Annotated in this window: 9 protein-coding genes; 4 read left to right on the top strand and 5 right to left on the bottom strand. The window is 52.8% G+C overall.

All coding sequences use genetic code 11. The annotated features are described in order from the left end of the window. Positions 1-1,004: 1,004 nt before the first annotated feature. From BUB23_RS26310 to BUB23_RS26300, 3 genes are all read right to left on the bottom strand, one after another. Entirely contained in the window at positions 1,005-1,280 is a 276-nt protein-coding gene (locus BUB23_RS26310; protein ID WP_073110387.1) for a type II toxin-antitoxin system RelE/ParE family toxin, read from the bottom strand. Between the two features lie 35 nt (positions 1,281-1,315). Continuing rightward, positions 1,316-1,531, bottom strand: coding sequence for a type II toxin-antitoxin system RelB family antitoxin (gene relB / locus BUB23_RS26305; protein ID WP_073110384.1), 216 nt, complete (start codon positions 1,529-1,531; stop codon positions 1,316-1,318). A gap of 128 nt (positions 1,532-1,659) precedes the next feature. After that, entirely contained in the window at positions 1,660-2,031 is a 372-nt protein-coding gene (locus BUB23_RS26300) for a JAB domain-containing protein (protein WP_281255593.1), read from the bottom strand. A gap of 17 nt (positions 2,032-2,048) precedes the next feature. Between BUB23_RS26300 and BUB23_RS26945 the strand changes: the two genes are divergently transcribed. From BUB23_RS26945 to BUB23_RS26280, 4 genes are all read left to right on the top strand, one after another. Next, positions 2,049-2,312 (top strand): hypothetical protein, encoded by a 264-nt coding sequence (locus BUB23_RS26945; protein WP_143161155.1) that lies wholly within the window; start codon positions 2,049-2,051, stop codon positions 2,310-2,312. A 382-nt stretch (positions 2,313-2,694) separates the two neighbouring features. After that, positions 2,695-3,642 (top strand): DUF4238 domain-containing protein, encoded by a 948-nt coding sequence (locus BUB23_RS26290; protein ID WP_143161154.1) that lies wholly within the window; start codon positions 2,695-2,697, stop codon positions 3,640-3,642. A 206-nt stretch (positions 3,643-3,848) separates the two neighbouring features. After that, entirely contained in the window at positions 3,849-4,376 is a 528-nt protein-coding gene (locus tag BUB23_RS26285) for a hypothetical protein (protein ID WP_143161153.1), read from the top strand. Positions 4,377-4,379: 3 nt separating this feature from the next. Next, entirely contained in the window at positions 4,380-5,135 is a 756-nt protein-coding gene (locus BUB23_RS26280; RefSeq protein WP_073110371.1) for a hypothetical protein, read from the top strand. 3 nt (positions 5,136-5,138) lie between these two features. Here the strand turns inward: BUB23_RS26280 and BUB23_RS26275 are convergent, their stop codons facing one another. Continuing rightward, on the bottom strand, positions 5,139-5,615 hold the full coding sequence (locus BUB23_RS26275) for a Mov34/MPN/PAD-1 family protein (RefSeq protein WP_073110369.1): 477 nt from the start codon (positions 5,613-5,615) through the stop codon (positions 5,139-5,141). A gap of 224 nt (positions 5,616-5,839) precedes the next feature. After that, positions 5,840-6,120, bottom strand: a 281-nt coding sequence (locus tag BUB23_RS26270) for an ATP-binding protein (RefSeq protein ID WP_178372407.1), incomplete at its 5' end; no start/stop codon positions are given.

Below are 6,120 nucleotides of genomic sequence, written 5' to 3'. Positions count from 1 at the left end.
GCTTGGCCGTCCAGCGTTTGACTTCGTCTTCCATCTTCATACTCATAGTGATTTCCTAAATTATCACCTGAGCAGGACTTCAGTGGGTCATTACACGATCACTTGCTCTTTAGGAGCTGGAATCAGGAAATGGCGCTCGATGATGGATTCAAAAAACATCTCGGAGCCGAATTTCTTCTGGTTGACTACCCAACCCTAGGATCCCCATCCAAGATGCGATATTTCTACAAGCTCGAAGATTTTTATCTCCGACTAGATGAAGCGATGGAGTCACCCTATCTTGAGAAAAAAATGGGGTCAACCAATCGAAAAAAACTGTTACCAGATTAACTCGGATTTGTTTTTTTCGGAAATACGAAAGTATGCAAAGTCTGAAAGATACCCGCTTAAACAAGTCTACATAAATACTATGCCGATTTTCGTTTCAGCAGTGTGTCGAGTCTTCAGTGCGTTAAAGGAAAGTGGCGTCCAATTCTTAGGTTTTGATGCAGAAACGTACGAGCAACCATTTACCAGTGAATTGGAAGTAGACTTCTCAAGGTTCAAGTGTAAGCCGTTGCGCATATTTTGAAAGATGACAATTCATCCAAGCCGATGCCGCTTCGCGGCACTACCCTAATTCAGACGTTAACTGACTGCTTTGGGTCGAGGCTGTGTGAAAACTCGAAAAAACCCCATTTTTGGGAGTGGCAAAACCATTCCCGATTACGCGATCGTCGACCCTGGATCGATCTGAGAGGTGGAGTTTCGAGTCAGCCCGTTCATGATGGAGTTTTCACACAGCCTCGGTCGGTATCTGCCGATCGCCTCAGACAGCAGTCGGCCAGAAGCCATCACTGAATTAATGTCCTGACTTTCTAGGCTATGACGTTGGCGTTGAGAGACAATCCAAACCCACCATCGACTCAAGTTACTCGATCACCCTAGGCGCCACGACAACATAAACTTCGCGTCCACGATTGACTCGTCAAACACTTGAGTGAGTATCGTGCATCGCAGATAGGTTAGGGATATTCCTGGCGAGCGTGTAGCACGGCCATGATCTCAATATGATCAGCCCGGACTTCGTACACGATGATGTAATTAGGATGCGCCACAATTTCGCGGGTGCCAGGCACACGGCCCGGTTTGTAAAGGTAAGGATAATCCGAGGCCGGGAGCACCGAGCTTTCGATCAGATTATGCATGGCGATGGCCGCCTGCCCGTCATGATCGGCGATGTAATCAATGATATTGTCCAGGTCATCGAGTGCGGCGGCACTCCAAGCGATGGGTAGCATGACGGTCCGGTTCTTAGTGTTGCGATACCGATTATTTAAACGTCACGACTACGCGAACTGTCCGCTTTTTCCTGGTTCGCCACCTTGGCGGCGAGTTTTTGACGAATACGAGCCATCGCCTCATCATGAGGAATACTAGGGCGTGGATCGTCCCGGCTGGTTTGCACCTTCGCACGAAACCAGCGGTCATAGCTGGCCGCTTGTTCTTCGGTCTCGAATTCCGAGACTATGGGTGAGAGCGCAACGCTCATGGCAAAAGCTCCTTATTGATATGTTTAGTGTAAAACAAATAGCCCTCATTGGGAACGCCCCTGTTTCAGCAGGAGCTACTCCCCTACCGTCGCAAAAAAGGCAAGCCCGCAGGCTTGCCGATAATGGCTCAGAACAGCCCCCTCTCAGCCATCGACAACACCGTCGCCCCGGCCACGATGAAGTGATCCAGCAACCGGACATCGACCAGCGCCAGCGCCTGCTTCAGATGCTTGGTCAGCGCGATATCCGCTGGACTGGCTTCGGCCAGCCCCGAAGGATGATTGTGTACCAGGAAAACCGACAGCGCATTTCGGTGCAGCGCAATTTTCACGATCTCACGCGGATAGACCGACGCCTGATTGATCGTGCCGCGAAACGGCTCCAGATAGTCGATCAGCCGATGCTGGCTATCGAGCAGGATCAGCCCACATACCTCATGCTCCAACGCCGCATTCAACCGCAATCGTAGAAAGTCTTTGACGAGCCTGGGCTGGGACAGGTCCTGTCCATGCAGTTATGCAGCAATATTCTCTTTCCCTTGATTCCGATACCTTGACTGCCGGCGCGTTGCTGGTGCGTGAGGCTGACGGCGCGGTACGTGCGGCCAGCCGTAAGGAAATCCTGACGGTGGCGCGTGAGCTGGTCAATGTCGATGAACTGCCTCCGGTTCACAACTCAGGCGGAATTGCCTGGAACCGAAGGGGTCACGCCGCAGCGCCTGCCGTCACAGGGTCGCAGACGGCCACCGGCCGCAAGCGCACGGGTGCGCGCCGCCCTTGACGGCCAGACCGGCGTGAAACACTAGGAGGAAAGCAAGGCCGCCCCTCCCCCAGCAGCCAGTGACCGTCTTGGGGTTAGGCAAGTGCAAGGCACGCGGCAGGCGTCAGGGATGTGCAAGGCTGGTAAACCTAGTCCCGAAAGAATGAGCGAGCACGCGAACCGAAGCAGCGCGGTCGCGGAGCTGAAAGGCGGTAGGCTACTTATGCCGAATATGCCAGATTTACACCACTCTCTTGTTTATTTTTGATACATTCAAAGAATAATGCGGCGGCCCATGACGGATGTCGGCAAGCAAAAGTGACTTCTTCGGAAGACTCAAACTGAGCGCTTCAGACTATTGAAAAGTGACTTGAGCGTGACGTATCTAACGAAAAACTGTGAAATGAAAAAACTGAAATCAGAACGGCATCATTGGTGGCCAGAGTGTGTGTCCCAGCATTGGGCGGCAGACGACGGGACGACGGGCTGGCTAAAGCCGGATGGAAGTTGTGTTCGCACTCGCCCAGCGAACCTCGGCGTTATCGGCAATGGACACCACATTAAGATGAAACGCGGTGACGAGCCGACACCGTGGGATCAAAGCTTCGAACGTGTATTCGACAAAGCAGATTCGCAGTTTCCCAAACTAATTACGTGGCTTGAGGGACTTGAGCATAGGCCTATGCATGATGTTATGGAACTGAAACAACGCTTCATAGCCCAACCATGCACCGATGATGAGTTACTCCGAATGACTGAATGTGCAGTGTCTTTGGCCGTCCGCGGGCCGATGAATCGCGAAGCATCCGTTGCGCTGGCCGAACATCTTCGAGGCCCGATCGAGTCTGGTGAAAGGAATAGGCTCATCGGGCTTAACATGAGGAATGCTCAACGCACCATCGCCGACAGCATCGGCGCACGGGGCAAGTTCGTTGTCGTCTATTCGCAGGACAAAGAATTCATCTTCGGCGATGGATTTTTCCACAATGTAGGGAACGCACAGATGGCGCCGCATTCGCCGAAGTTATTCGTCCCTATTACACCGAATATCTGTGTACTCGTTTGTCGACCTTCGGGCTACATGGTCGAACCTAGACTGTCGACATTGGTAGCGAACGATAACGAGGTGAACCTATGCAACGACACCATCCAGGTTTACTCAAAGAACGCGATCTACTTTCGTTCCCAGCAACCTATACCCCATGAAAGTTTCCGCTGCGCCCAGCATCTGAGCTACGAACATCCTGGTAACCCGATAAACAACCTCATCCATAGCATCCCAGGAGTGTCCGCAAGAGACTCCTCATTCGATCACTTCTACAATCGGGAGGCATGCAGTGACCCCGTGTAGGCTCTGGCTTAACCGAGCAAAAAAGGCAAGCCCGCAGGCTTGCCAATGATGGCGTAAAACGGCAGCGCTCCTTCTCACGGGTCGAACGTAAGGGCTCGGATAAGCCAAGCCCCGGCGACATTAGTGACCTAACTTTTAGGCACACCGTCTCTCCCACGTTACTATTCAAGCACAGTCTTAGTTGCTGCTACACAATCCGAGTCAAATTGGGGCAGCGTTCGGATGTTTCCCTGACACAAACTCAAATTTCAAGCTATATGCTCAATCCGGAAAAATCGATTTATTCAAGGCGAATGAACCAAGCCCTAAACATCCTCAGGTCGATCGCCAGCAATCGAAGCAACGACTTTTCTGGTACTGGCGTTGTCTTCTACACTGACTTGGCGGGGTTGCCTCACCTGCAGCTAATTAGCGAACGTGAGGAGCCAAACGTATCCCAATTCGATGACCGTAGCATTGCAACTACACTGACTTCGGTCTCGACAATGTGCAGCCCTCTCCATGATGGCTTTCACTTCGTCGATTCGCGATCATGGCAGATGACGCACTTATCGCAGTTCATCTCTCCGCCCATTCCACACGACGCTGCGCAGCGCTTTCGTGGCACTGGCGCTCGATTGATTGCCGCAGTATTGGCCTCGCTGCTCCCCGGCATTACATATGTTGGCCTTGTATCGCAAGGAGGCCAAGTCCACCTATTTTGTAACGGCGTCGATATCGCCGAAAAGAACTAGAAGATGGCTAACGTCGTTCTGTCTACTAAAGAGTTCAAGAAAGCTCTACTCGTCGTCTCTCTCACGACCATCGCTATTGGCTGCCTTGTTGGATCGGCTCGTCACTTTTGGTTTGGGGCCAACGGTACTCAAGCGCTAATGCTAGGGCTTGGGTCTGGCATCAGCTGGGCTATTGCGGTTTCCATCTGGGCCTTTCGGCGTCCGTGGACAACAGAGTGGCTCGCACGCTGGACTGGCCGGCCTATCATTCACGGTATCTGGTTCGGTCATCTTCTCACGAACTACGGCGCAAGTGATAACAGCCCCTCGAAGGCAATTCCGATTGCTTTTGTCATCAAGCAAACATATCTGGGCTACTCTCTACTCTCGTACACAGAGCAACAGGATAGCGAAACCCTTATGGAGTCTCTAACAGTCGACGATAAACACAACACCGTCCTTCTACGATACATGTACGAGTTCCACATCAGGAAACCTGACGAGCGCAAGCTAACCACGGGTGCGGCGGAATTAAAGTTGATTGAGAGTGGGAAACGGCTACGCGGGCACTATCTGACCAACTCTCCGACACTGGGGTTCGCGGATCTCAACCTGGTGCAACGAGAGTGCCACGGCATAGATACTTTTGAAGCGGTACAGAGACTCTATCGGGAAAAATCTCCACCCCATCAGCGGTCAAAGCCGGATAGCCGCGGCACGGCAGGCGGCACGGCCTGCGAGCCCGACGGCGGCACACCGGGACGGTCTTCGTTTGATTGACTGCTATTCCACAGGAATAAACACGGAACCACGTCCTTCACTCGGCACCAATTCGACATGCAGAGTTTTTCGCCCGACGATGACAGCAAGCATTGGTCGCTTGTCTCGACGTACCGCTGATAAGCGGCTCCATTCTGATCTATCGAGACGGGATGGATGGGGATGGTCTTCTGGATGGGTGTGCCATTCGCCCAGATAGCGGATGGTGCCTTGACTCGACGTCCATCGAGACAGGGCAATGGCTTCGTGACCAAACGGCATCCGCTCGAATAGGTAGCGAAACCGCTTATCCCATACCGTGGGAACCGTCGCTTGGTCAATGAGCATATGCACCCCATGAACCGAACCGAGCAGAAGCCCACCAGCTTCACAGTCGGCGTCACTGGTCTGAATGTGCTGACAGAAGGTCTCTAGCGTGGGTTTCGAAAAATGCAGCAGCGCTTTTTCATCCTCGGTTGCCCAGGAGCTTACGAATTGCATAGGGGACACTCCCAATCCCGCAGCGGATCGCAATCGGGAGTGGCAAGCTGCTGATCTCGATCGATCAGTCTCGTTCGCAACGCAGGGGAGTACACACCGTTAACCCAGTCAAGCGCCATCTCAGCGCCCAGACTGGCAGCATGCTGTCAACGCCGGTTTAAAACTGACCCACTTTCCGGCTTTTCGGCCGGAGTAAAACTGACCCACCCGGGCCTCCAATTTTCTTAAGCTTTTGCCTTCACCTGGCCGGCTTTGCGTTTATCTTTAAGCCGGTAACTTTCTCCGGCGATCTGAACAATATGCGCGTGGTGCAGCAGGCGATCGAGCATGGCAGCCGTTAAGGTCTGGTCGTCGGCGAACGCTGAAGACCACTGCCCGAAGGGCAGATTGCTGGTCAAGATAATGCTGGCGCGTTCATAGCGCTTGGCGACCACGTTAAAGAATAAATTTGCTTCCTCGCGTCCGAAGGGTAAATAGCCAATCTCATCAATGATCAAGAGACGCG

This window comes from Pollutimonas bauzanensis, from assembly GCF_900129885.1.
Lineage (GTDB): Bacteria > Pseudomonadota > Gammaproteobacteria > Burkholderiales > Burkholderiaceae_B > Pollutimonas > Pollutimonas bauzanensis.
Note: the sequence above shows the minus strand (reverse complement) of the source record. Positions and strands in the feature narration are given on the sequence as shown.